The sequence below is a fragment of the Methanosarcina barkeri 3 genome (genome assembly GCF_000970305.1).
Classification (GTDB): domain Archaea; phylum Halobacteriota; class Methanosarcinia; order Methanosarcinales; family Methanosarcinaceae; genus Methanosarcina; species Methanosarcina barkeri_A.
In genome coordinates, this window is record NZ_CP009517.1 from 1462312 (window position 1) to 1484318 (window position 22007).

The 22007-nt window shown below is 37.0% G+C and carries 26 protein-coding genes and 2 pseudogenes; 15 read left to right on the forward strand and 13 right to left on the reverse strand.

The features are described from left to right. Window positions 1–505: 505 nt before the first annotated feature. Window positions 506–1567, reverse strand: coding sequence for an NAD(P)-dependent alcohol dehydrogenase (locus tag MSBR3_RS05840; RefSeq protein ID WP_048107092.1), 1062 nt, complete (start codon window positions 1565–1567; stop codon window positions 506–508). Between the two features lie 648 nt (window positions 1568–2215). On the opposite strand from MSBR3_RS05840, the gene MSBR3_RS05845 reads away from it, so the two are divergent. Continuing rightward, entirely contained in the window at window positions 2216–2752 is a 537-nt protein-coding gene (locus tag MSBR3_RS05845; protein WP_048107094.1) for a superoxide dismutase family protein, read from the forward strand. A 966-nt stretch (window positions 2753–3718) separates the two neighbouring features. On the opposite strand, the gene MSBR3_RS05850 is transcribed toward MSBR3_RS05845, so the two are convergent. Further along, entirely contained in the window at window positions 3719–4552 is an 834-nt protein-coding gene (locus MSBR3_RS05850; protein WP_048107095.1) for a hypothetical protein, read from the reverse strand. A gap of 437 nt (window positions 4553–4989) precedes the next feature. Between MSBR3_RS05850 and MSBR3_RS05855 the strand changes: the two genes are divergently transcribed. The 4 genes from MSBR3_RS05855 to MSBR3_RS05875 all read left to right on the forward strand — a co-directional run bounded on the left by MSBR3_RS05855 (window position 4990) and on the right by MSBR3_RS05875 (window position 6949). Continuing rightward, window positions 4990–5172, forward strand: a complete 183-nt coding sequence (locus tag MSBR3_RS05855; RefSeq protein ID WP_048107096.1) for a CxxC-x17-CxxC domain-containing protein — start codon at window positions 4990–4992, stop codon at window positions 5170–5172. 311 nt (window positions 5173–5483) lie between these two features. Continuing rightward, entirely contained in the window at window positions 5484–5816 is a 333-nt protein-coding gene (gene eif1A / locus MSBR3_RS05865; RefSeq protein ID WP_048110101.1) for a translation initiation factor eIF-1A, read from the forward strand. Window positions 5817–6139: 323 nt separating this feature from the next. After that, entirely contained in the window at window positions 6140–6331 is a 192-nt protein-coding gene (locus MSBR3_RS05870) for a CxxC-x17-CxxC domain-containing protein (RefSeq protein ID WP_048107098.1), read from the forward strand. Window positions 6332–6751: 420 nt separating this feature from the next. After that, complete coding sequence (locus MSBR3_RS05875) at window positions 6752–6949, forward strand: CxxC-x17-CxxC domain-containing protein (RefSeq protein ID WP_048107100.1); 198 nt, start codon at window positions 6752–6754, stop codon at window positions 6947–6949. 271 nt (window positions 6950–7220) lie between these two features. On the opposite strand, the gene MSBR3_RS05880 is transcribed toward MSBR3_RS05875, so the two are convergent. After that, entirely contained in the window at window positions 7221–7874 is a 654-nt protein-coding gene (locus MSBR3_RS05880; RefSeq protein ID WP_052723303.1) for a Fic family protein, read from the reverse strand. A gap of 366 nt (window positions 7875–8240) precedes the next feature. Between MSBR3_RS05880 and MSBR3_RS05885 the strand changes: the two genes are divergently transcribed. The 7 genes from MSBR3_RS05885 (at window position 8241) to MSBR3_RS05910 (ending at window position 12496) form a co-directional block, all read left to right on the forward strand. Then, window positions 8241–8855, forward strand: coding sequence for an undecaprenyl diphosphate synthase family protein (locus MSBR3_RS05885; RefSeq protein WP_230628020.1), 615 nt, complete (start codon window positions 8241–8243; stop codon window positions 8853–8855). Window positions 8856–9296: 441 nt separating this feature from the next. Next, window positions 9297–9515, forward strand: coding sequence for a type II toxin-antitoxin system HicB family antitoxin (locus MSBR3_RS05890; protein WP_048107103.1), 219 nt, complete (start codon window positions 9297–9299; stop codon window positions 9513–9515). Next, window positions 9515–9739, forward strand: coding sequence for a type II toxin-antitoxin system HicA family toxin (locus MSBR3_RS05895; protein WP_048107105.1), 225 nt, complete (start codon window positions 9515–9517; stop codon window positions 9737–9739). The genes MSBR3_RS05890 and MSBR3_RS05895 overlap by 1 nt, the downstream gene beginning before the upstream one ends. 489 nt (window positions 9740–10228) lie before the next feature. Beyond that, window positions 10229–10459: a type II toxin-antitoxin system HicB family antitoxin gene (locus MSBR3_RS05900; protein ID WP_048107107.1), complete on the forward strand. Its 231-nt coding sequence runs from the start codon at window positions 10229–10231 to the stop codon at window positions 10457–10459. A 66-nt stretch (window positions 10460–10525) separates the two neighbouring features. After that, a complete protein-coding gene (locus tag MSBR3_RS21730) occupies window positions 10526–10672 on the forward strand; it encodes a type II toxin-antitoxin system HicA family toxin (protein ID WP_394297725.1) in 147 nt (48 codons plus the stop codon). 3 nt (window positions 10673–10675) lie between these two features. After that, window positions 10676–10918: a type II toxin-antitoxin system HicB family antitoxin gene (locus tag MSBR3_RS05905; RefSeq protein WP_048107109.1), complete on the forward strand. Its 243-nt coding sequence runs from the start codon at window positions 10676–10678 to the stop codon at window positions 10916–10918. 855 nt (window positions 10919–11773) lie between these two features. Beyond that, on the forward strand, window positions 11774–12496 hold the full coding sequence (locus MSBR3_RS05910) for a flavodoxin family protein (protein ID WP_048107110.1): 723 nt from the start codon (window positions 11774–11776) through the stop codon (window positions 12494–12496). 166 nt (window positions 12497–12662) lie between these two features. Here the strand turns inward: MSBR3_RS05910 and MSBR3_RS05915 are convergent, their stop codons facing one another. Then, window positions 12663–13595, reverse strand: a complete 933-nt coding sequence (locus MSBR3_RS05915; protein WP_048107111.1) for a Fic family protein — start codon at window positions 13593–13595, stop codon at window positions 12663–12665. A 431-nt stretch (window positions 13596–14026) separates the two neighbouring features. Here MSBR3_RS05915 and MSBR3_RS05925 point away from each other — a divergent pair, with 431 nt between their 5' ends. Next, on the forward strand, window positions 14027–14347 hold the full coding sequence (locus tag MSBR3_RS05925; RefSeq protein ID WP_230627862.1) for a hypothetical protein: 321 nt from the start codon (window positions 14027–14029) through the stop codon (window positions 14345–14347). Then, window positions 14344–14709 carry a toxin-antitoxin system TumE family protein gene (locus MSBR3_RS05930; RefSeq protein ID WP_048107114.1) on the forward strand — a complete coding sequence of 122 codons (366 nt, stop codon included), beginning with the start codon at window positions 14344–14346 and terminating at the stop codon, window positions 14707–14709. The genes MSBR3_RS05925 and MSBR3_RS05930 overlap by 4 nt, the downstream gene beginning before the upstream one ends. On the opposite strand, the gene MSBR3_RS05935 is transcribed toward MSBR3_RS05930, so the two are convergent. The 8 genes and pseudogenes from MSBR3_RS05935 to MSBR3_RS20945 form a co-directional block, all read right to left on the reverse strand. Continuing rightward, entirely contained in the window at window positions 14651–15283 is a 633-nt protein-coding gene (locus MSBR3_RS05935) for a class I SAM-dependent methyltransferase (RefSeq protein ID WP_048107115.1), read from the reverse strand. The two genes, MSBR3_RS05930 and MSBR3_RS05935, sit on opposite strands and share 59 nt — an antisense overlap. A 521-nt stretch (window positions 15284–15804) precedes the next feature. Next, the gene (locus MSBR3_RS05940; protein ID WP_048107116.1) at window positions 15805–16098 is read right to left on the reverse strand and encodes a HepT-like ribonuclease domain-containing protein; all 294 of its coding nucleotides are present in this window, start codon (window positions 16096–16098) and stop codon (window positions 15805–15807) included. Between the two features lie 54 nt (window positions 16099–16152). After that, a complete protein-coding gene (locus MSBR3_RS05945; protein ID WP_048107117.1) occupies window positions 16153–16458 on the reverse strand; it encodes a nucleotidyltransferase family protein in 306 nt (101 codons plus the stop codon). A 195-nt stretch (window positions 16459–16653) separates the two neighbouring features. Then, a complete protein-coding gene (locus MSBR3_RS05950) occupies window positions 16654–16977 on the reverse strand; it encodes a hypothetical protein (RefSeq protein WP_048107118.1) in 324 nt (107 codons plus the stop codon). 512 nt (window positions 16978–17489) lie between these two features. Continuing rightward, the gene (locus tag MSBR3_RS05960; RefSeq protein WP_048107120.1) at window positions 17490–17837 is read right to left on the reverse strand and encodes a hypothetical protein; all 348 of its coding nucleotides are present in this window, start codon (window positions 17835–17837) and stop codon (window positions 17490–17492) included. A gap of 103 nt (window positions 17838–17940) precedes the next feature. Then, the gene (locus MSBR3_RS05965; protein WP_048107121.1) at window positions 17941–18141 is read right to left on the reverse strand and encodes a hypothetical protein; all 201 of its coding nucleotides are present in this window, start codon (window positions 18139–18141) and stop codon (window positions 17941–17943) included. A gap of 355 nt (window positions 18142–18496) precedes the next feature. Next, a pseudogene (locus tag MSBR3_RS05970) lies at window positions 18497–18745 on the reverse strand (helix-turn-helix domain-containing protein); the annotation flags it as partial. Window positions 18746–19275: 530 nt separating this feature from the next. Beyond that, on the reverse strand, window positions 19276–19515 hold the full coding sequence (locus MSBR3_RS20945) for a hypothetical protein (RefSeq protein WP_230627865.1): 240 nt from the start codon (window positions 19513–19515) through the stop codon (window positions 19276–19278). A 206-nt stretch (window positions 19516–19721) separates the two neighbouring features. Here MSBR3_RS20945 and MSBR3_RS05980 point away from each other — a divergent pair, with 206 nt between their 5' ends. Then, entirely contained in the window at window positions 19722–20447 is a 726-nt protein-coding gene (locus MSBR3_RS05980; protein WP_048107122.1) for a hypothetical protein, read from the forward strand. 1127 nt (window positions 20448–21574) lie between these two features. Here the strand turns inward: MSBR3_RS05980 and MSBR3_RS05990 are convergent. Further along, window positions 21575–21931, reverse strand: a pseudogene (locus tag MSBR3_RS05990) (argininosuccinate synthase); the annotation flags it as partial. Between the last annotated feature and the right edge of the window lie 76 nt (window positions 21932–22007).

Consider the following 22007-nt stretch of genomic DNA (forward strand, 5'->3'; position numbering starts at 1 on the left):
ATTTTCAAATAGATCTTTATTTTTGAACATACTTTATGGTTTATCTATATTTATTTAGTAAGCTTTTCTGGTTTGAGTTAAGGTCCAAAAGTTAATATATTAAAATGAAGGATGAAAGGACTGCTGTTTGATATAATAACATCAGCTTATTCGTTAAAACATTAGCTTATTCTTTACGAATATTAGTTAAGGTACATTGGAGGGAATAGCACGAAAGGACAGGTTTTACATTAACTCTATTTTTCAAAAATATTCCATAATAAATGTTACTAACCTATCTGAAAGAAAAAGTGAAAGAAATGAGTCACTTCAGTGAAAAATCTCAAAACTGGCGCACATTGGCAAAATTCAAGATTTACCGCTCAATATTTTACAGTGGGTAACCATTAGTTAATTTTATGACTCTGCCCTATCTATTGATTAAACCTTTATTCCATAAGACAAGAATATTTCTTTCTCAAAACTCTGAGCTTTGCGAAGAGTTTAAAAGAAATAGTTAACCCGCTTATTCATTAAGAAGAACAACAGGCTTGATCAGATCTCTTGGTTTTTCTTTCATGAGCATGAGAGCCTTTTCCATGTTGTCGAATCCTTCGAATACGTGGGTAACCATCTTTTCTGGTTTTATTCTTCCGTAGGTACACAGGTCTGCCATTCTTTCCATTCTCAGACGACCTCCGGTTGTCAGGCCACCACGTATGTCTTTTTGAGACATACCTACCCCCCATTCAATACGTGGAATAGGAAGTATGTCTCCGGTTCCGTAGTAGTTGACGTTTGATACCGTGCCTCCAGGTTTTACAATTTTGACTGCATCTGAAATTGTGTTTTCATTTCCTCCTGCTATGATTACAGAGTCCACACCTTTTCCATTCGTTTTTTGAAGAATCTGTTCAACTAATCCACCTTTTCTGTAATCAATAATTTCAGATGCTCCGTATTCCAGAGCAAGATCAACCGAGGCTTTCCGACTTCCTACTGCAAAGAGCCTGCCAGCACCAAGAATAGATGCGCCTGCCACTGCCATAAGACCAACAGGACCAATTCCTATGACTGCAACTGTAGAACCGGTTTTAATTTTTGCCATTTCTGCACCCTGTATTCCAGTAGTTGCCATATCTGAGAGCATGACAGCTTGTTCGAGGGGCATTCCTTCTGGAAGCAGAGCTAAATTCATGTCTGCATCATTTACATGGAAATATTCGGCAAAGACTCCGTTTTTGGAGTTTGAAAACTTCCATCCACCAAGCATTCCATTTGAGTGCATAGGTACTCCATCCTGTGCCGCAATAGATCGCCAGTCAGGTGTAATTGCAGGAACAATTACTTTATCACCTGGTTTGAAGTCTTTAACCTCTGGCCCGACTTCATCTATAACACCTACAGCTTCGTGTCCTAGAATCAAGTTTTTACGGTTTCCAAGCGCACCTTCCCAGACAGTATGAACGTCTGATGTACAGGGCGCTACCGCAATAGGTCTCACGATTGCATCATATGGTCCTGCTGAAGGTCTTTCAGTATCGATCCAGCCTACTTTTCCAATTTCAAGCATCGCAAATCCTTTCATATTATCCCCAACCTTTTCAAAATAATTATTTTTCGATACTTTTTATAGTAACCAGCATATTAATCCGTTGTAGTGATATTTATAATTACTAAGGTGAAACCTGAACTTTATAAGTCCGTGTTTTTCGTAGAGTAAAATCTGTGGACTGCTGTAATCTCCCCATATACCTTTGTTAAGAAAAAAAGAACTTAAAAACGTGTGATTCTTTAGATTTAAGAGAGACTTTTACGAAAACTATGACTTTACTTTATTTAAATTACCTGAGTCTGGATCTCAAGCATTTCTATTTGTCTTTTTCTATTTGTTTGTAAGATCCTACATAAAGGGTTCTCTCATTTGGAAAAAGATAATATTCGTTTTTTATAAAAATTGTTTTATACTATATGAGTATGTATTTGTCTAAACGTATGTTAACAAGAAACGTACATTTTTACCCGACGTTTTTCTAATGGCTTGGTATGCAAACGATATGTTATCGCAACAAAAACACTATGCCGGAGTCAGGAACGGGGACAGAATATCTGAAAGGAGACAGGACATTCTACATGACCTGTTAAAGAGTGGAAGATCAGTGTCCATCTCATCCATACTCTTTAATAGGAAAGCTTCTGTCAAACTTAAATAGTCACTTTTTGGGGGAATAAGCTGATGAAAGCTGGATTAGTATTACTAATGGTCATCTCAACGGTGCTGATATTTGCAATTACGGGCTCTGCCCAGGAAAATGCTACATATAGTGCCACAGCTATCATGAAGGACGTGGAGGGGAACACTGTAGGTTTGGCCACTTTCACCGAGGAAGCAAATGGCCCGGTTCATATCAATGTTGACGTGAGAAGCCTGAAGCCAGGTCTTCACGGCATCCATATTCACAATAAAGGGGAATGCATTGGTCCGTCGTTCGCTTCTGCCGGTGAACACTACAATCCTCTGGGCAAGGAACATGGACTCAACAACCCGAAAGGTCCACATGCCGGTGATTTACCCAACCTCAATGTGAGCAATGATGGCACCGGACATATGAGTGTCAACACCGACCGTGTAACTCTGTCACCAGGACCAACTACGTTATTCACAGCCAATGGTACTTCGCTGGTAATCCATGCTGACCCTGACGACCAGATGACCAATCCTGCCGGCAATAGCGGTGCGCGGATTGTCTGCGGGGTCATCGAGAAAAAATAAGTTTTTTCCATCGCAGAAACATGAACTTGTAAGTTCCGCTTCGGCAGCACGGTGTATGTTTTGGCCGAGTTCTGCTCAGATCAAGCGGAATTAAACTTTTTAATATAGACAAAACTGAGATGCATTTTTTTCCTAACCCATTTCCTAACCCATGAGTTTTGCAGGGCTTCTTTAGATTAAACGATCTTTTATCTCTGGGGAAAATTTTTTGATTTAAGGAAGTTTTTCAAGTTAATTATAAACTAAAGAAGATGACCAAAAGATGATCGTTTAATAAGAAATGGAAATTTCTACTTATCCTTTCCAGGTAACTCAAGATTGATTCGAAAAAGGTAAGTTGGAGTCATCTATCTATACGTCTTTTTATATGATTCTGAAATATCTATTGTTATGGTTGACACACCCGAAAACTTACCCGGTTGGGTAATCTGGCTTATTATTATATTTGCTATTCTCACAATTTTGGTAAAATGGGTATTACCTATTATAAAATCCTGATTTTGAGATAGATACGTGGCAAAATTAGGGATTTGTTGGAAATTAGAGCCATCATTTAGTTGAGAGCGCATTCCAAAACTAATTTTATTCCAGCACAAGTAAGAATTTAAGAATCAATTTTATGATCCGAAATCCAACGAGTTATTCCTGATTAGATCTCTAGAGACGTAATATTATGTTTAGGTCTACTCAAACATATTTTTCCTGCCAGCAATTGACTTCTGTCAGCAGTCCACTTCTGCCAGCAGTTCACTTCTGTCAGCAGTCCACCTAAATCTACCTAGAACATGTTTGTTAAGATAAAGTTACGAAAAAAACTAAAAATTCATTTTTTTGAAGCTTTATATTCGGTACTTTGTAGGTTTCTTTAGATTAAATGATTCTTTTTCCTCCCGGGAAGATTTTTCTGATCCAAGCGATATTTTTCAAGTGAATCTTTGTTTTAGGAACTACCAGAAAAACTGAAAATTACACGTAAATGTAACCTTCAAGTTTGTAAATATCATCTAAATCAGGATTCGAGCACAATCCTCTGTAAGTAGCTATAGCAGCTATTACGCTGTCCAAAGCGTCTCCATCTGCATTTTCGATGGAAGATTTCCACACTTTCGGATCAATTTCCATTACATATTTCTCTTTCTTTAATCCTATCAGGATTTTTTCCCGGAGTTCTTTAGAAGTATTGTTTTTCCCTTTATAACCAGTAAAGTAAAGATTCAAATCTTTGAGTGTAGAAGCAGGACAGATTTCAAGCACCAGTGGCTTTGAATTTTCTTGATCTTGCATTGGTAGTATTTTTGCTGACTCTTCTATTACCAGGGGACGAAGGACATTATTTATTCCATAGTAGGTCTGTTTAAAAACCCAGAGATTACATGGACAAAATGGTGATTTCGCCTCTATGTCTGCAACTCTTTTTAATTCTTTTTTTCCAGTTAATTCTAAAGCTCTATCCTGACATTTTTGACGAAACTCACAGGGACCATCATAATATTCAGGAAATTTTCTTATGAAGGCTATCCAATTTGGTTCATCTACAATAATTTTAGGCAAGCCAAAAGGAAAATCAAGTCCAAAAGCGGCTCCCGGATTGGAAGCAATAAATTCTGTCAACTTTTTAAGAGAACTGTTAAGGGAAATATTTCCATACTTTTTCTTTATGTTCCAGCATTTTTGGACCTTAAGTCCTTTATCTGTAGGAATAGATTCACAAATCCATATTTTCTTACATGCTACCTGTGAGCCACTGAAATCAATACCATAAATTAAAGAAATTGAGGGTGAATTTTGCATGGTTTTCACTTTTAGCCTGAAGCTATATGAAAATTTCAACTATATAAATATTATATTATGTCTGTGAGGAAAAGAGGAATTAAAGACTCTTAACTTTTGTAGCTTTATAAGAAACCCTTCGCAGAACCTTTTTGATAAAAGTAACTTTCCATTTGGAGGACTGCTTTGGGACCAGAGCGAAAGTTTTCAAGTAATCCGGATTTTAGAGACCATTAATAAAAGATCTGGTTATTTCTCTGAAAATTACGTCTAAAAAGTCATATCTCATTTGAATGAGTATGCTCCTTTTGTATAGATGTATTTATATAATTTGACCATGTAATGTAGTTATTGAAAATGAAGAGACGTATAATCTGTTATTAAAAACCAATTTTTGTTTTTTAATGTAAGGGTCTATACAATCTTTTAAACTAACATCTATCCGCTAAAGCGGAGGTGAAACGAAAATGGCTTTTAATGACAGAAATTTCAGGGGAGATTACAGAGGTTTCCGCAGTAACAGCGAACCAAGGGAAATGACAAAAGTGGTCTGTTCTGACTGCGGTGTTGAGACCGAAGTACCATTCAAACCTACTGAAGGCAGGCCGGTATACTGCAGAGAATGTCTTCCTAACCACAGGAAATTCTAAAGATAATCTGTGTCAGGTGTTATTAATTCGCAGTTAAACTTTACATTAACGCCTGATTCATCTTTTCTTTTCGTTCTTTTTGGTTTACTCTCTTTGTTTCTATGCTTATTTCCACCTAACGCAGCAGAAAAAAGCAGCAGAAAAAAGGTAGGAACAAAACAGTATAGAGAATAGCAGTTTGTACAAATCATTCAATTATCAACATATCAATTGTCAACATATCAGTTTTTGACTCAACTTGTCAACTTTCGACTTAGAAATAAATCAAGGGTCATCAAGGAGGAATTAATTTGGCTAATTACAGAAGCACTATTAGGAAAAAAAGATTAGGGTCAGCAAATCCTGTAAACACAGGAGATGCCCCTGAAGTATCTAGGGTAAGAATCCCTCGCAAAGACAGAAACGAAGTCCTGGCAACAGTTGGGAGTTTACTCGGCGCTAAAAGGGTAACACTTCAGTGTATGGACGGAGTTGTCCGAATGGGTAGAATCCCGGGCTCCAAACATAAAAAGATGTGGATTCGTGAAGGCGATATTGTTATCATTAACCCATGGGAAATTCAGGATTCCAAGGCCGACATTACCTGGAAATATACAAGGCCTCAGGTCGAATGGCTTGAACGTAAAGGCTACATTAAGTATTGATCTAATTATAAAAATATCTAGTAGAGATGAGTAACTGAAATAGAGGTGTCTGAAAAAGATGCCTAAAATTCATATTTTACTTTGCTGCAGAAGTGCACCTGTCATCTCCTCTGCAAGCCATGTTTAGAAATTATTTTGTTAAAAAGAACTTATTTTTTTATATATAGATATACTTATATATTGTAAGTGCAATGTATGTGTGTTGAAAATAAAGAGATGTATAATGATCTGTTGTTAAAAACCAATTTTTGATTTTAAACAAAGGCTCTATACAATCTTATTTTATAAACAGTTAATAAACAACTAAAACCAAGGTGAAACAAATGGCTTTTAACGACAGAAATATGTTCAGAGGAAATTCTAATTTCGACGCTCCCAGAGAAATGCACAAGACAACCTGTTCTGATTGCGGTGCTGAGACCGAAGTGCCTTTCAAACCTGATCCAGAAAGACCGGTTTACTGTAGAGAATGTCTTCCTAACCACAGGAAACCCAGAGAAAACCGCAGATACTAAGCCCGAATTTCACTTCGGGAGTACGAGGTCCGTTTTGCTTCGCTCAAGCGGACTTACACTTTTGTTTTTTTTGAATGTTTTATTATTGAAAACTACTTTTTTATTCATAGATCTTACAGATTTAGAAAGAGCCTTCCACAGGTCCTTTTATTTTTGCTTTTTGATGATCAGCTGGAACAAGAATTGTAGATAATTTATATATTTCATAGACCCTTATCACAAAGTTTTCTTCATTCAAAAGAATACATTTTTTATAATTATAGATATTTTTATATATTTTAAATGCAGTGTATAGATATTGAAAATAAAGAGATGTATAACAGTCTGTCGTTAAAAACCACTCTTCGTTTTTAACCAAAGAATCGTATACAATCTTATTTTTCAGCAATAACTAACAACTAAAACTAAAGGTGAAACAAAATGGCCTTTAATGATAGAGGAAGCAGGGGAAGAGACAGAAACCGTGGAGGCTTCGGAGCTCCCAAGGAAATGCACAAGACAAAATGTTCTGATTGCGGTGTTGAAACCGAAGTACCTTTCAAACCTGACCCGGAAAGACCGGTTTACTGCAGAGAATGTCTTCCAAAACATAGAAAACCAAGGCAAGACAGATATTAACCATTATTTGTTAACTGAGTTTATATCAACACTAATTTCTTTTCCATTTTTTAAATAAACCTGATTTGGAGTATATCTTTTCTTAGCTCATGGTCCTTGCATATTTATAAGGAGCCCTTCGAAGGTATTTTTAATAAAAGTGATCTTTTCCTTTGAGGGAATTTTGTGATTGAAGTAGACCTTTCTTCATGTCCAATTCAGTTTTAATATATTTCTCTAGCCAGCAATCTGATGGAATCTTTCCCGAATACGGCTGTTAGGAAAAGTGAAATTAAACATCCTTTTTCCCATGCTTCGACAGATATTGCTCAATTGCACGTTTTGAACTATGCCATGTTTTTCCTACTTTTACTGCATCTAGGAGCTCCTGTCTAGCTCGCAAGCTAAGATATTCCTGAGAATAAGGAGTTTCTATAGCTAGTTCTCGAAGAGGTAGAAGTTCATCGTTTCCTCCTGAAATGGAGAGATATAAGGTAAGGTTTTCATCCACAGCTCTTGCAATGAAACTGGCAAATGGCCCTAAGTTTCCAGCATCTGCAGCTCTGAGGGATTTGTAATATTTTCCTCTATCCTCTTTTTTGAGTACAACAGCAGGATAATTTCTTGTCATCAAATACAGGTTTGTGAGAAGCCTGGCCACTCGGCCGTTTCCATCACTGAAGGGATGAATTTCAACAAACCTGTGATGTAGGAAAGAAGCTGTTTCAACTGGATGTTCATGGCTTTCAGTTATCATTTCAATAAGTTCATCCATCAATGTAACTATCTTTGACCAGTCAGGTGGAGTCCTTACTGCACCTGCTATTCTTACATTTCTCGTGCGGTACTTTCCTGCATCCTCAAGTATGCCCCGGGTTACAATTTCGTGGATTTCCTGAATTGTGACATGATCTATTGTGCGTTTCTTATTTGCCAGCTCTTCCATTCGGTCAAAAGCTTTTGCGTTATCCGATATAGAGATTTCTTATTTATTTCAACTCAGTAAAGTATGTTTTTTTCTGTTGGAGGTATGCTGGAATCTTCTCTGAGTACGTTCGAAAAATAAAAGTGAGATTGAAAAATCTGTGATTTTTGCAGCTTTATAAGGGGCATTTTGCAGGGCTTTTTTAGATTAAACTTTTTTTCTGGAGGAGATTTTTCTGATTAAAGTTAGGCTTCAAACTAAATTTCAGGCATAAAATTCATTAGCTGAGTTCAGTGAAGATTATTTATAGCATTTTTAAGCAAAGAAATAGGGGGTTATTTTCTGGATATACCTAAATTTAAAAGACTACCAGGACACATAGCTATAATACCGGATGGAAACAGGAGATGGGCTTTAGACAGAGGTTTAGAAAAGCACGAAGGATATAAACATGGAATAGTTCCAGGCCTGGAACTATATGATATATGTGTAAAAATAGGAATAGGTGAAGTTACTTTTTTTGGATTTACTCAAGATAACACAAAAAGGCCTCAAATTCAAAGAAAAGCATTTGTAGATGCCTGTATAAAATCAGTTAAAGAACTTTCCAAACATGATGCTGAACTTCTTGTAGTAGGGAATACCAACTCGGACATGTTTCCAAAAGAGTTACTTGCATATACAAAGAGGACTAAATTTGGGAGAGGTAAAGTAAGGATAAATTTTTTAGTAAATTATGGTTGGTACTGGGATTTAACATATGCATTTGAGAACTCTTCAGATGGTACAAAAACGATAGAAAATATTGCATCAGCAGAGATTCCAAGAATCGATTTACTTATCCGTTGGGGAGGAAGACATAGACTCAGTGGAATGCTTCCGGTTCAAACGGTATATTCGGATATATATGTAGTTGACGAAATGTGGCCAGATTTTAAGCCAGAACATTTATTCAATGCACTAGAGTTTTATCAAGATCAAGATATCACACTGGGTGGATAATTGACTTTCTTGCCTCTTACCAACCCATTAAAATTGATTTTTTCCTTTCTTGGGCGGTTTTCAGATTAAGTCGAAAATCTGTTAACCGAATCTTGTTTTCATAGAAGCCATCTGAAACTGAATCCCAAACAGGAAATGAAATCCTCTCAGTTATTCCAATTGAATTGAAATATATTTTTCCCGCAAGCAGTATGCTGAAAATCTTCCCAAATACGTTTGTAGATATTGAAAAACTGAAAAGTGTGAATTTTCTAAATTCAACAGAAGTTTAGAAGGAGCCCTTCACAGGGCTTTTTTGCTAAAAGTGATCCATTTTTAACTGTATACTTTTTTCTGACGAAAGTAAGAAGCTGGTAACCGGTTTATGCTCCACTAAACCTGTCTGAAAGTAGATCCTCTTACCCATAACAATTTAAGTAAAAAGCCTTATAACCGATATTTATGCGGTTTAAAATTATCCTTGAGGAAGATGAAGAAGTGGGAGGATTTATTGCCAGTTGCCCTGCCCTAACAGGCTGTTTTTCGCAGGGAGATACGGTAGAAGAAGCTATTGAAAATATTAAAGAAGCGATTCAGGCCTGTTTAGAATCTCTGGCAGAAGATGAACTACAGGAATGTATTGGTAAGCCTTCCTGCAGAGTAGTTGATGTGGTTGCTTAATGTCTGGACTTCCTGTAATTTCCGGAATGCAGGCAATTAAAGCTTTTTCTAAAGCTGGTTGGCTCCCTCACCGGCAGATGGGAAGTCATGTTGTCCTGAGAAAAGAAGGCTCAAAAGTTACGCTGACTGTTCTGAAGCACAAAGAACTGAAACCGGGCCTTTTAAAAAATTTGGTAAAAGCTTCAGGGCTCACGATAGAAGAATTCGAGGTTCTTTTGAAGTAAATTTTATGAATTCAACCACTTGTTTTCGTGTGTGTACTAATATTAGTAGATATATTAGAATAGAGGTCTTAAATACAAAAAACAACTCATTCTCGTTTTAATTCAGTTATAATATATTTCTCCAGCAGGCGATCTGCTGAAATCTTCTCCAAATACGTTTGTTAAGGAAAGAGAGTTGAAAACCGGATTTTTGTAGATTAAAATGAAGTTTATAAGGAGCCCTTCGAAAGGCCTTTTTGATATAATTGACCTTTCCCTTTTGGGGAGTAATTTCTGATTGAAGTGATATTTTTCTTCATGTTCATTTCAGTTTTAATATATTTCTCTGGCTGGCTGACTGCTAAAATCTTCCCCGAGCGCGTTCCTTGAGTTTTGTTAAGAAAAGAGAAATTGAAGACTATAATTCTTACAGGTCTAACCCGATCCGTATAACCAATATAAGATTTAAACAGCATAAAACTAAATATATCAGTTCGGAAAGGTGTAATTATGCTCATCCAGTACATCCACGCAGCTCTTGAGAGAGCAAAATACAAAATAATCGATGACGAAGAACCTTATTATGGAGAAGTTCCCGAACTTGAGGGTGTATGGGCTACAGGCAAGACACTTGAAGAATGTCGCAGAAACCTGGAAGAAGTCATTGATGAATGGATTATTGTGAGGCTAAGAAATAGATTATATCTGCCCGGATTCCGCAAGTTTTCGAATTATCTTTAAATATCGCTGAAGACAGATTAAAATGAAAGTGCGTGAGGTTATTAAACTTCTTGAAGTGGCTGGTGCCTGGTCGCTACAAAAGGCAGTCACAGGCAGTATAAGCATCCTAACAAACCAGGTAGAGTAACAATTGCTGGTCATAGTGGAGATGACCTCGCGCCAGGTACGTTAAACAGCATATTAAAGCAAGCTCAATTGAAAATGGAGAACTGATTTATGTACCGTTTTCTCGTAGTAATCGAAAAAGCAAACAATAACTATTCAGCGTATTCTCCTGACCTTCCAGGATGTGTGGCTACAGGTTCCACTCGGGAAGAGGCAGAAAAGAATATTTATGAAGCAATTGAAATACATGTGCAGGGGTTGCTGGAGGACAATTTACCCGTCCCGGAATTAGAATCTTTTGCTGAATACGTGGCTATTGCTGAAAAGTCTTCTACAGGTTCTGAAGTTATATAAACTGAATTTTCGATTTTTGAGCTTTACTTTATAATTTAACTAAAAATATATGATCGTGTCCCTGAACTATAGATCAATTCTGAATAAACGAGTGAATACCATGCATTTGATGAATATAATCGGAGATTCTTTCGATTTTGGTTTTCAATGATTCAAACCCACTACCAAATATATTTTTTCTGCCGGTGGACTGCTGAAATCTCTCCCAAGTACGTTTGTTAAAAAAAGAGTATTGCAAATCCGTAATTTTTCCAAATAAAAAGGAGTTTAGAAGGAGCCCTTCGCAGGGTCTTTTTGAAAAAAGTGATCTTTCCCTTTTTGGGGATTTCTCTGATTGAGTGGACCCGTCTTCACGTTTAATTCCATTTAAGTATGTTTTTCCTGCCGACGGACAGGCGGTCTGCTTGAGTTTCCCTCGAATACGTTTGTTAAGATAAAGTTAAGAAAAGTGAAATTGAAAAACCGCTATTTCTGCAGCTTTAGAAGGGGCGCTTTGCAGGGCTTCTTTAGATTAAGCACTCTTTTCCTTTGGAGGAATTTTTGATTCAAGCGATGTTTTTCAAATATTTTATTTTCACGGAATATATCCAGTATCAAGTCCTTTCACCCATAAACAGCGAAAAAATAAGATCCCTCTTTACCTCCATATATCGTGTGATAATTTCTCAAATACATTTTTATGCAAGTATGCAATTTCTGATCTATTGTACATTTTTTTAGTGGAGCTTTTTTATTTTTGTAAAGTCCGAAAATGTAATCTATAAAAAATAAGCGTAATAAGACTGCTTTTTGACGCGATGAAACATTGACTGTTCTTTGCTAAAAGTGGTTGAGATATATTGGAGAGAATCATACATGAAAGTTCTGGCAATAAATTCTAGTCCAAGGATGGATAAAGGCAACACGGCTTTGATATTAAATCCCTTTCTTGAAGGAATGAAAGAAGCAGGGGCAGAGGTAGAACTATTTTATACAAGGAAACTTAATATTAGTCCCTGCACAGGTGAGTTTAATTGCTGGCTGAAGACGCCGGGTAAATGTTACCAAAATGACGATATGAACATATTATATCCCAAGATTGATGCAGCTGATGTTATAGTATTTGCTACGCCGGTTTATGTAGATGGAGTCACAGGTCCAATGAAGAACCTGATGGATCGTATTATCCCTCTCGTACAACCATTCTTCGAGCTGCGAGATGATCACTGCAGGCATCCTTTGCGTGGAGAAGCAAAGGTTCGCAAGCTTGTACTTGTTTCCAACTGTGGCTTCTGGGAGAAGGACAATTTTGATCCCTTAATTGTACATATGAAAGCTATTTGCAAAAATTTATCCGCTGAATTTTCAGGGGCACTTTTGCGCCCTCACGGTGAAGCAATAGCTGGGATGCTAGAAATGGGCGCGCCGATAGGTGATATTTTTGAGGCAGCAAAAGAAGCAGGCCGCCAGCTCGTAAAAGAAGAAAAGATGTCACAGGAGACCCTTGATATTGTAAGTCGTGAACTCCTGCCAAGAGATATGTATATTCAGATTAATCAGCATGCTCAGCAAACATTAGAGACACTGGAAAAGTGTTAACTTAATTCACTTATTACCCTTCTATTTTTTTTGTAAACAATGCTAAAACAAAGATAATTTGTTGTTTTTATTACAACTTTCTGATATTTAATTGAGTTTAAATATATTTCTCCTGCCGGCGGTCTGCTGGAATTCTCCCCGAGTATGGTTGTTAGGAAAAGTGAAATTAAACATCCTTTTTCCCATGCTCCGACAGATATTGCTCAATTGCACGTTTTGAGCTATGCCATGTTTTTCCTATTTTTACTGCATCTAGGAGCCCCTGTCTAGCTCGCAAGCTAAGATATTCCTGAGAATAAGGAGTTTCTATAGCTAGTTCTCGAAGAGGTAGAAGTTCATCGTTTCCTCCTGAAATGGAGAGATATAGGGTCAGGTTTTCATCCACAGCTCTTGCAATGAAATTGGCAAATGGCCTTAAGTTTCCAGCATCTGCAGCTCTGAGGGATTTGTAATATTTTCCTCTATCCTCTTTTTTGAGTACAACAGGAGGATAATTTCTTGTCATCAAATACAGGTTTGTAAGAAGTCTGGCCACTCGGCCGTTTCCATCACTGAAGGGGTGAATTTCAACAAACCTGTGATGCAGGAAGGAAGCTGTTTCAATTGGATTTTCTTTGCTTTCAGCTATCATTTTAATAAGTTCATCCATCAGTTTAACTATCTTTGACCAATCGGGAGGAGTCTTTACTGCTCCTGCTACTCTCACATTTCTCGTGCGGTACTTTCCGGCGTCCTCAAGTATGCCTCGAGTTACAATTTCGTGGATCTCCTGAATTATGACATGGTCTATTGATCGTTTTTTCTTTGCCAGATCTTCCATTCGATCAAAAGCTTTTGCGTTATTGCTCGCCTCAAGATGTTCTCTAAGAGATTTTCCGCCAATAGTAAGCCCTTCTTCCAGAACAAGTTTTGTCTCCTGAAGCGTTAGTGTATTTCCTTCTATCGCATTGGAGTGATAGGTATGAATCAGCCTCATTTCTTCATGCAGCCTTGCTAAAGAACCTGGAGGAATGGGCCTCATGAAGTTTAGCTCTTCCATTTTCTCATTTATTCGTGCAAGAAGCTTTTCTTGAACTAAAGATGTATCGGTATGTGTCATAATTTGATATATCCGATATGTGCTCACTGATATATATCGGTATCGGCAATTTTTAGTGCTATCCGATATAGAGATTTCTTATTTATTTCACCTCAGTTAAAGTCTGTTTCTCTCTGCTGAGATCTGATGGAATTTCTCTGAGTAAGTTTGTAAAGAAAGGAAGAATTGAAAGCCCTCCTATTTTGCAGATTCCAAAGGAGTTTAGAAGGAACCCTTCGCAGGGCCTTTTTGATATAAGTGATCTTTTCCTTTGTGGGAGAAATTTCTGATTTAGGTGAGCCTTTCTTCACGTTCAATTCAGTTAAAATATATTTTTTCCTGCTGATAATCTGCTTTAATTTCTCAAAACAATTTTTGCAAATATAGTGGAAAAGATAGATCCTATGAGTACACAAATACATTTAAGATTGAAAAGACAAAATGCTAGTTAGGTGATACTATTGGGAGAAGCCATCGAATACGTAAAAATTCCTCGTAAAATCTTTGAACCTATCAGTGACATGGTGAAAGTAGGCCTTTATAAAGACGAACAGGAGGCATTAAAGCAACTTGTGCATGACCAGGCTGAACAAAAGATAGATTATTATGGCAAAAAGGTAGCTGAAATGGAAAAGAAGTACGATATGGACTTTTTTACTTTTGAAAAAAGAATCCAATCGAGAGTAGGAGAAGAAGACTTTGAAGAGTGGGATGATTTCATAATTTGGGAAAGCTATGTCACAGCATCACGATATTGGGAAAAGTTCTTATGACAATAAGCAAAACCGTTGCTGCTCTTTCATCCAGTGAGATTGTACTTGAATTAAAAGTTCTCAAAGCAATAGTTGAACCTCCTGTCCAGACTTTACAAGCAAGAGCAACTCTAAAAGATGGCTACATATTGCAGATTAACGAGAGTGTGGGCCCCGATTTCAGACGATATTCCTACCACCTGCAAAAAGGGGATGCAATGATTAAGCGTTGGGATAATTCTCCATACTGGAAAGACCTAAAAACATTCCCATATCATGTCCATAAAGGAAATGAAGCAGAACCCAAAGAATCTCCCGAAGTATTTATAGAAGACATTCTCCGTGAGGTGAAGAAACTGCTGAGTTCAAATCGCTTTTTGTAGCCGATAAAAGATAGGCTTTTCTGTGACTAGGATTGAGCAGTGAATCGAAAATTACATCTTTTATATAGGTTATATCAAAAAGAGGCGAAAAAATAAGCTCTATTTCAGCTTTTGAGACTCTTCTAGGTAGCTCGTATTCTCCCGGCTCCTTGTCAGAAAAACATAACATAAAATATTTGCCACCTTCCCTGAGTACCTTATGAACTTGCCGTGTAAAAACCGGCCTCTCCTCATCCTTCATCACATGAAACAGACCAGAATCAATGACAACATCGAACTCTTCTTCTCTGAAAAGCCAATCCACATGCAGTACATTTCCTACGATAAAATTTACATTAACATGGCGTTCTATGGCCTTTTTCTTTGCGTCTGAGATGGCATTTTCAGCAAGGTCTATACCTGTGACGTCACAGCCATTGATAGCTAGCATTATTGCATTTTCACCCCTGCCACACCCTATATCCAGAGCTCGACCAGGCCTGATTTCCCCACTTTGTATAACCGCCTGGAAAGCAGGCTGAGGGCGATCAAGGTCCCATGGCGGCGTGCCCTTATATACTTCATTCCAGAACAAACTTCTCCTCCTCGAAAGCTAAAATTATTAAGTTACAATTTAATACTGGTCAACGATAAGCCTTAATCTTAATAATTCTTCTGGACGACCTTTATTTTGGAAGTTCGGGTAGTTTTGACAGCAACTGTGAAATACCATTCTTTTTTCATTTGAAAACAAGGTTACTAAATGCGGAAGGAAGTTTTTCCTGATCTTCGAGTCTTTGTAGATTTGGATTGAGCCTTTAGAGGGCCTATTTTCGAGGCCAAAGTGATTCTTTTCTATAGAGGAATGTTTTAGAATATGGTGATATACCAAAATTGGACCGATAAATACTAGCGAAAATCTTTCTCCTTCCAATTTCAGTTTTAATATATTTCTCCTACTGGCGGACTGCTTAATCTTCCATAAGTACGTTTGTAGACATCGAAAAACTGAAACCTGTGAATTTTCTAAATTCAACAGAAGTTTAGAAGGAGCCCTTCGAAGGGCCTTTTTGCTAAAAGTGATCTTTTCCTTTTTGGGGAGATGTTTTATGATTATTACATCTCGTCCAATATATGTTTGATATCCGGCTTTGCTTCGGGAATACCTTCTTTAACAGATAACCAGACTACTTTCAGGTTCACTCCGAAGTAAGCATGAATCAATTTATCCCGTATCCCTGCCAGATCTTTCCAAGGAACAGAGGGATACTTCTCACGGATTTCAAATGGTACATTCTTTGTTGCTTCACCAATGATCTCCAGAGCCCTAACGACTGCAAACTGGGTTTTACGATCTTCGGTAAACTCTTCAAATGTCCAGCCGTTGATAAATTCTTCTGCTGCTTCCATTGCGTCATAGATATCCTGGATACAGTCTTTTACTTCACGAATTTTAATCCCTCTTCAAACAGCTTTAACTTCACTCAGGATATGTTTGCCTATATTCGGCTTTAATGCATCTTTCATAACAAGGTCTACCTTAATACCCAGAGCATCCGAAAGGTAGTTTTCAAGGTTGACAAATTTAAAAATAGTAGGGGTCTTACTGAACTCAACGAGTATGTCAAGATCACTTCCTGACTTTTGCTCTCCCCTTATGTAAGACCCAAAAATCCCCAGGTAACTAACATGGTACTTTTCTTTAAGCTCAGGGAGCATTTCATGGAGTTTTCGAATGTAAATGTCAGCTTCTTTTCGGTTTTCCAGCATTTATTCAGGCTCTGTTTGGATTCTTTCTTGAGATATCATAGTATTTTGCGGTTGTAGTATTTATAATTACTAAAGGAGGAGGGTTAAATCTTCTTCATGTCCAATTCAGTTTTAATATATTTCTCAGACGGCGGGATACTGGAATCTTCCCCGAGTACGTTTGTCAAGAAGATATAGCTGAAAAACTTGATTTTATTACTTTGCTCTCCGTGCTAGAAAGGTAGAACTGTCTCCTAGATGAAACCTGAACTCTCCTTCCAGTAAGTCTTTTTCTTTTATTCTGACCCAACCACTACCAAAGACATGGTCGCACTCATCAGTTCCTTCCCAGGTGAACTCAAATTTTTTGCCATCAGCATAATCAACGATCTTTCCGTCTATATCACCATAAACTAAACCAAATTGAAAATATCCCATATTGTCTGGCTCTATTGTAATATAAGCCTGAACTTCCATATTGAAATAATCTTCATCCCATAATTCCATTTCATAAATGTGCCATTTCCCTGTGAAGTCCATACTCTTGATTCTCTTTTCTTGAATAAAAAATCGCTATACAATATATGAACTTGAAACCTTAGGAGACTATTGATTCAGTTAAATTGCATATTTATAAGGAGCCCTATGCAGGGTCTTTTTATTAAAAGCGATCTTTTCCTTTTGAGAAGAAGTTTCTGATTGAAAGTGAATTTCTCCTCACGTTCATCTCAGTTTTAATATATTTATCCTGCCGGCGGACTGCTCAATCTTCCCCAAACACGTTTGTAGATATTGAAAAACTGAAAACCTGTGAGTTTTCTGAATATATAAGAGTTTAGAAGGAACCCTTCGCAGGGCCTTTTTGATATAAGTGATCTTTACCTTTTGGGGATTTTGTGATTGAAGTGGACCCTTCTTCACGTTCATTTCAGTTTTAGTATATTTTTCCAGCCGAGGGTCTGTTTGAATATTCCCCTAATACCTTTATTAAGAAAATAAGTAACAACTCAGATAACTTGGAAGGGCTCACACTTATTCAGCATCAAGTAAAATTATTTTATATTTTCCAATATGTCCAACAATAATAACCTTACGTCTTTATTAATATTTACAATATAAATATCATAGTTTTTAGATATACTTAGTATAGATTTCATTAATTCTTGACAAATTGGACTTTTCAGTTCATTATAATAGTTCGTATAAAATTGACAGGGGTCTATTAAACCTAGTCTATAATTATTTGCCAGCTTATTACTGGGCGAGAGTACAGGGCATTCCATGATCTGCTCATTCTTTACATACGCAGGAATGTTCCGCATACAAATGAAGAATTTTGCAGATGGATTATCAACCAATTTTTCATTTAATCGACTGAAATCAGTTTCTTTAATTACCATTTTTATCCACTCCTAATTTGATTTATTTTATCCATAAATTTGTAATTGTAATTGACATCGTCAATTAGATATAGAAACTTTCTCGTGGAAAAAGTTTGGAACCTTAGAAGGCTGCCTGAATAGTTACAAGCTCGTGAACTTTGAAGATTCCAAAGAGTTTAGAAGGAGCCCATCGCAGGGCCTTTTGATAAAAGTGTTCTTTTCCTTTTGGGGAAGTTTCTGATTTAAGTGAACCCTTCTTCACGTTCATTTCAGTTAAAATATATTTCTTCGGCCGGCGGACACTGGGATCTTCCCCAAACAAGGTTGTAAAATCAAAGTGAGATAGAAAAAACACTGTTTTTTAGAGTTAAAAATGATCAGATTTAAAAGGAGCCCTTCGCAGGGCCTTTTTGATAAAAGTGATCTTTTCCTTTGTGGGGATTTTCTGATTGAAGTGGACCCTTCTTCACGTTCATTTCAGTTATAATATATTTCTCTGGCCGGCGGACTGCTAAAATCTTCCCCAAACACATTTGTAAAATTAAAGTGAGATTGAAAACCCGCGAATTTTCTGAATTTAAAGGAGTTTAGGAGGAGCCCTTCGAAGGGCCTTTTTTATAAAAGTGATCTTTTCCTTTGGGAGATTTTGTGATTGAAGGTGAAATTCTCTTCACGTTCATTTCTTTAATTTCCGGATATAGGCGAGCAGTATAGGGACCTTCTTTGAGTTTTTCAAGAATGTAAGGTTTGAAAGGATCAAGCTTGCTTTCTCTTCCAGGACGTTTCTGGGGTTCAGGCAAGGTTTTCGGTCGAAGGTATTTCCTCACAGTTTTTCTGTCAAAACCTGTTTGTCTGACGATTTCACTTATGCTAAAGCCTTGTGAATACAAATCTCGTATCAATAGCCATTCCTTCGTTTTCAGCATTATTTATGATCCTAGAGCTTTTCTCAAGGATTGGAAATAGAGGAATTTTAATCCGGCTAAAATGAGGAATTATTCACCGGCATTGACATCAAACTGAGGTTATAGATTTCGCTGGAAAATCCAGGGAAATGTGACAAGTTAATATACAATTTTTCCCGTTCCGGAAAAAGTTTGGAACCTTTCAAGACTATCTGAATAGTTACTATTTATCTTTAAATACCTTCATAAAAATTGTCTTTTCGGATATTATACTCTCGACGTTGACCCCATACGTGTTAAAAACACTTTCGGATGTTGTTAAACATAGTTTAGAATTATTAAGGCTCAGACTATGAGTTAGCACCAACATATAGTAGTCACCATTATCCTTGTAGTTTACTGTATCAAACAAATGTGATGCTCTAAAAACAATCGTTAGCCCATCTATAACTTCCTTTAGACTGCATTCCTTAAGAGACTTCTGAAGGAAGAACTCTACTACACTTTCTATGGGCTTATTTTGGGTCACATACCCCTTAAACCGCTCAAGATTAACAGTTTCTATTAGTATTTAAAGTCTCTTTTTGGACACAACATACCGCATCTATCGATTCCCAAATCAGCCAAATATTTTGTTTAATCGTTAATTTCGGACATTGTTTTGAATTGTTTTCCAGACACTCCAATGCTAGTTCCAAGGCTTTTTGCTGTGTTTCAAATTTTTCTCCGTATTTTTTTAATAATATCCAATGTTTCTCTGAAATTGTGGTAGCAATGCGATGCTTTTTCAAATTAAACACCTCATTGACCAAATGTCATGCACATCTTATTTTTTATGTACGCGCTGACTGTACGATATGCAGCTAGCATATTTGTACATGTGTATACATGATTAGCTATATTCACAGCAAAAGATTGCTGTGAGAATTGAATCCTTGATGTAAAAAAACAGAAAACACGTAAAGAAATATAAAATATATATGAAGGGGGTAAACAAATGGATTACAACTTAACCATTACTATAGACGAAGATAGTTTACGGGACCTACATAATAATTTATTTAAATTGTATGTTTTTAAAGGTTCCATAGTTGATAATGGTAAAGGTGCACCTCTTGTCTGGCAGTGCTACGGTAGTAAGGAATATCACTCTGGATCCATAATAGGTTGGAATGAAAAATACTCAGCATTTATTTCAACACAAGAAATTGCTGACAAAACGACCTTCGTGAGTGAAAGTACCAAGGACATACTTTTAGGTAGGAAAGTGACTATTGATTCGTCGGGTACCTTATCTCAGCCATCCGATGGGCAGCCGGGTTGTATCCAAATCAATAATAGTACCGCTGATACAGATTATACGTGTGGGATTTGTCAGCAAGATGGAAATAGTAAAATGGTTCCAATGTGTGCTTTTCCTGTACTTCGCGGTACGCAGGATACAATAATACCAATTGAAAAAATCGCTATATATTTCGCAACAGAGACCATAAACACAGGCTCAGTAAAGGAATCTGCAGCAGGCAAGGGCATTGTTATTGATCTAACTGATTTAAAAAACCGCACCGCATCCTACGCTCTGGGAAAAGGATGGAAAGTTGAAGATGGGGGAGAAGGAGTAACCTTTGAACCTAACGCCGATTTGAGCAGTTTACTAATCACTGTAAAATCCACGGCAGAGATAAAGAAACTAGCCCAAGAAAGAATTGCCCGCAAAATTTAACGCGATTGTTTGTAGGCAGCTACTTACATTTAGATATAAAAAAGTTCAAAAATTAATTAACTCATAAGTTTAACGTGACTGTTTGTAAGCAGCCTGCTTATTTTTCTGCAAATTCAAAGTAAAATTTTTAGATACTGTATTACATTGGATTAGTGACTTCCTAAAATTAATATCTTAGAAAAAAAACATGGAATTATTAATAAACTTAGAAAGGAGTTTTTAACTATGACATCCGCCAGCATCGAGACCATAAGGAGGATGATTAATAATGCAGATGCGTGTACAAACACAAGCATAGAAATAAGAAATGAAAAACCTCAAGCAGATACATGGTATTATATGGCGTATACTACATATCAGAATACACAATATACTTTTGCAATACATTATCATCCTGATCATAGAAAAAATTGGCTTCATGCTAAAGAAGATTCAGCTACTCACCCAGACCAGAACGTACCAATTCCTGCTGGTAACACATGGTTTCAATGGCTATGTGGTGCGTCACCGTCATTTCGAAAAAAGGAATGTTAGAGCCTTAATTTGGGATTAATATAAAAATGAGTATTCTTGTTCATTAGTGGGAGATAGGAGTTTATAAGAGCTTGCCTTGAAATTATTCTCACTCTTTTTTAATTCTTGATATTAGTGTTTTATCCCAAAATTATTTCGCCTTTTTAATTTCTTTTATTATAGTTATATCTCGTATACAGATGGCACATTGTTCTATTTCAACTTTGGATTTGTTTAATTTTTCATGGTCATTCAGTAGCACCAAAATGGAATTGAAATTTGCTCAACGTTTAATCTTTTGCGGTGCCTGCTATTGAATCGTATACTGAACTTTCAAATGGTTTTGAGTCTGCGAAATAATTTAGGGATAAAACAATTTGAAGATCTTTAAGTTTACAAGATTTTTGTTTTTAAGCTAATTAAGAAAAGGCCGGTCTCCTTTGTCGACCGGTGAGAGCCCGGAGTATAAAATTAGATATTAAAAATGTAATCTGCTTATAAGAAAATCCGATAGCTTGCTTCCAGCAAATAATAAAAAAAGAAAAAACGGTTGAAGAAATTAATATTAAACCAAAAGAGTAGCCTATTCCTAAAGGAACAGACAAATCACTAACTTATTTCTTATCCATCACTTTCCTGTACATCCTCGCCTGGAACCCGTGATACTTCGCAAACCCTTCCGCATCCTTCTGGTCAATGGTCTGGCTGTCAAACGAAACCAGGTCCTCGGAATAGAGCGCATTCGGTGAGCTGCGGGCAAGGATCGTGAGGGCGCCTTTGTAGAGCTTCACTTTCACTGTGCCTGTAACCCTTTCCTGGGACTTGTCGATAAAGGCGTTCAGGTCGGCATAAAGCGGCTCGTCCACAAGACCGTAATAGGCAAGTTCGGACCACTGGTCGTCCACGATCTTCTTGAACTTGAGTTCGCTGCGGGTCAGGACGAGTTTCTCGAGGTCGGCGTGGGCTGTGATATGAAATAAAAATTAGTTTCAGGATAGTTCTTAGTAGTATATAGATATCTTGAGGATAATTTTAACTTCTGCTAAA